Below are 489 nucleotides of genomic sequence, written 5' to 3'. Positions count from 1 at the left end.
CCGCTTTGCACGCGGCCATACAGGTCGAATCCAATCCAAAGGGATCAATGAACGTCAGTGGATTTCCCCCGACATAGCCGTACGTATTGATCCCGCCGCCAAGCCCGATCGGATCGCTCTGCACATACCGCCCGGTTTGCGGATCGTAGTCGCGATAATAGTTGTAATGGAGATTCGTTTCCCTATCATAATATTGTCCGGGGAAACGCGGGTTGTAGGTGAAATTTCCCAGGCGATTCGGGTTTTCATCAGGAGGGGCTTCGCCGAAGGGATCTGCACCGTCCCAGCGCCACACCATCTTGTTGTCGCTGGCGCGCGTGATGACCCGCGCTGTCGCTAGGTGGTCCGCATAGACGTAGTATGCATTTTCTTCTGCACCGCTGGCACGCGGTTTAACCATGGCGACCGGCATCCCCTCCAAATAAATGGTTTCCTGTATCGGCGTCCCGGCGCTGTTGTACTCGCCCACCATCTGCCCTGCCTCGTTGT

General features: G+C 56.4%; 1 protein-coding gene. It reads right to left on the bottom strand.

Annotated elements, in window-relative coordinates; translation table 11 throughout:
- On the bottom strand, positions 1-472 hold a 472-nt coding region (locus F1735_RS34235), incomplete at its 3' end, for an RHS repeat-associated core domain-containing protein (protein WP_308628304.1).
- Between the last annotated feature and the right edge of the window lie 17 nt (positions 473-489).

This window comes from Massilia genomosp. 1 (assembly GCF_011682185.1).
Classification (GTDB): Bacteria; Pseudomonadota; Gammaproteobacteria; order Burkholderiales; family Burkholderiaceae_D; genus Telluria_A; species Telluria_A rubra.
This window is presented reverse-complemented; position numbering and strand designations above follow the sequence as displayed.